The 2745-nt window shown below is 41.2% G+C and carries 2 protein-coding genes and 1 pseudogene; all 3 read left to right on the forward strand.

The genetic code is table 11. The features are described from left to right. The first annotated feature begins 133 nt into the window (after positions 1–133). Complete coding sequence (locus GNE10_RS33575; protein ID WP_185570365.1) at positions 134–1546, forward strand: TolC family protein; 1413 nt, start codon at positions 134–136, stop codon at positions 1544–1546. A 73-nt stretch (positions 1547–1619) separates the two neighbouring features. Then, entirely contained in the window at positions 1620–2183 is a 564-nt protein-coding gene (locus tag GNE10_RS33580) for a DUF3124 domain-containing protein (protein WP_185570366.1), read from the forward strand. A 246-nt stretch (positions 2184–2429) separates the two neighbouring features. After that, positions 2430–2745: pseudogene (locus tag GNE10_RS33585) on the forward strand (cobyrinic acid a,c-diamide synthase); the annotation flags it as partial.

The following is a 2745-nucleotide window of genomic DNA, read 5'->3' on the forward strand; positions in this document are numbered from 1 at the left end:
GGGGAAAGGGGAAAGGGGAAAGACTAAATTTATTCCTTTTCCCTTTAACCTTTAACCTTTAACCATCTCCCCATCTTCCCATCTCCCCATCTCCCCATCTCCCCACCCCCCATTCCCTATTTCTCTTACAGATATGAATTTGATTTTTTGGTGTGTAAATTCTACCTTGGTTGTTTTGGGCTTCGCTATTTTGTTTCCTACTTTCGCCGGTGCAACAACTCCCCCAAAAACACAAAATTCCTCAAGTTCTTTACAGGTTCCTGATTACCTCAATCCCAATCCCAATCCTTTGCAATTTCCTACCACGCCGGAGGAAGTGAGGGTGCAACAAACTGTGTCAATTAGTTTGGCACAAGCTTTGGAATTAGCTCAACGTAATAATCGAGATTTACAAGTAGCTACCTTACAATTAGAACGCAGTCGGTTGGCAGTGCGAGAATCTCAAGCTGTTTTATTTCCTACTCTTGGAATTAACGGCAATGTGACTAACAGTGGTAACGGTTTTAGAAGCAATTCATCTCAAGCGAGTACTTCTTTTAATGGTTCAGCACAACTGAATTATGATTTGTATACTTCTGGTAGCCGACAAGCTACTATCCGAGCAGCTGAGGAACAGTTACGGCTAGATGAATTAAATGTTGAAAGCACCGCTTTGCAAATTCAGCTAAATGTGACGACTGCATACTATAATTTGCAACAGGCAGATGAACAAGTACGAATTAATCAGTCTGCTGTGAATAATGCCGAGGCGAGTTTGCGGGATACTCAAGCTAGAGAAAACGCTGGGGTGGGTACGGGGTTTGATGTCCTGCAAGCTCAGGTAAATTTAGCAAATGCCCAACAAGAATTGACTAATGCTATTTCACAACAGCAAATTGCTCGTCGGCAACTTGTAACGGTGTTAAGTTTAGCCCAATCAGTTAATATCACAGCCGCAGATCCCGTACAATTGGCAGGGCTTTGGCAACCAACACTAGAAGAAACGATTATCCAAGCTTTTCAAAATCGTCCGGAGTTGCAACAGCAATTAGCTCAACGTAACATTTACGAGCAACAGCGACGACAAGCACTTTCACAATTAGGGCCGCAAATTAGTTTAGCTGGTAGTTACAGTGTGCGCGATCGCTATAATGATGGCCTAAGTTCTAATGATAGCTATTCTGTGGGACTGCAAGCAAATCTTAATTTATTTGATGGCGGAGCAGCCAAAGCGCGTGCAGCTCAATCAAAAACTAATATTGCCATCGCAGAGAGTCAATTTGCTAGTCAACGCGACCAAATTCGCTTTGATGTAGAACAGTACTATTTTCAATTACAATCTAATTTAAATAATGTACAAACTTCTAGTGTGGCTTTAAATCAAGCCAACCAAGCTTTGGATTTAGCCAGATTGAGATTCCAAAATGGCGTAGGGACTCAAACAGAGGTTATTGCTGCGGAAAACGACCTCACAAGAGCAGAGGGAAATCGAATTACAGCTATTTTGGATTACAATCGCGCTCTAGCTAATTTACAAAGATCCGTTACTTCTACAGCTTTTCGCTAAAGTTAATCAATTTTCAATTTTGGTCTTCGAGAAAAGTTTGCTGCTTTCTACTGAATTGGTGTTAATAGTTTTGATGAAGCTGTATCCCCATGTTTATCTGGCAATTATTATAATTTTTCTCGTGTCTTGTCAATCACCGGAGATTTCACCAGAATCACAATCCAACACTACTCAAACAAGCACAACCCAAAAGATAGTGACTCTGGATAAAAATTTTCAGATTGCAATGGGTCAAACTATCTATATTCCTGTCTATTCTCATATTTATCATCACAATCGACAAGAGATTTTTGAGTTAGCAGTTACCCTGAGTATTCGGAATACAGATTTAGATAATCCGATGGTGATTACTGCTGTGCGTTACTACAACTCAGAGGGAAAATTAGTCAAACAATATTTAGAGCGCCCGATTCAACTTGATGCCCTCGCTTCCACAGATTTTTTTATTAATAGAAATGACACTAGTGGAGGTTTAGGAGCAAACTTTATTGTTGAGTGGGTAGCGCAAACACGAATATCTGAACCCATAGTAGAAGCAGTGATGATTGGTACTGATTTTCAGCAAGGAATTTCTTTTACTAGTACTGGTAGAGTAATCAAAAGCCAAAATAATCAGGGGCGATCGCTTTCAAAATAGGCATGGCTGTTGACTAGACTTCTTGCATAAGTCGGGGAAAGGGGAAAGGTTAAAGGGGAAAGGGATAGATTTTTCCTTTACCCTTTACCCTCTGTTGCCTTTTAACCAAATTTTGCGCTTTTTTGTCAGCCGGTTATATAAACGGTCAGTTTTGTGGTAAGGTCTAAATCCCCATTACAAAACTGTACTTCAAAGGAACGACTTCCGACTTCCGATTTATTTAACATAGCTGACTATTTATTATCCATGTCTGTAATTATTGCTGGAGAACGCAGTGGGGTGGGCAAGACAACAGTGACGCTCACCCTTTTAGCATCTTTATGTCGTCGCCATCGCTCCGTACAATCTTTTAAGGTCGGCCCAGACTATATTGACCCCATGTTTCATCAACATGTAACTGGTCGTCCTTGTCGAAATCTAGACCCAGTACTAACTTCTGAGGCTTACGTCCAGCAATGTTTTTCCCGTCATAGTCAAGAAAGTGAATATGCCCTAGTGGAAGGGGTGATGGGCTTATTTGATGGAATTGGGCAGAGGGCATGGGGCATAGGAGGTGGGGAGA

The organism is Nostoc sp. 2RC, from assembly GCF_014222165.1.
Lineage (GTDB): Bacteria > Cyanobacteriota > Cyanobacteriia > Cyanobacteriales > Nostocaceae > Nostoc > Nostoc linckia.

Bases quoted from the DNA above. Each gene is read 5' to 3' on its own strand.
- GNE10_RS33575 (WP_185570365.1), top strand. From the start codon at position 134: ATGAATTTGATTTTTTGGTGTGTAAATTCTACCTTGGTTGTTTTGGGC.
- GNE10_RS33580 (WP_185570366.1), top strand. From the start codon at position 1,620: ATGAAGCTGTATCCCCATGTTTATCTGGCAATTATTATAATTTTTCTC.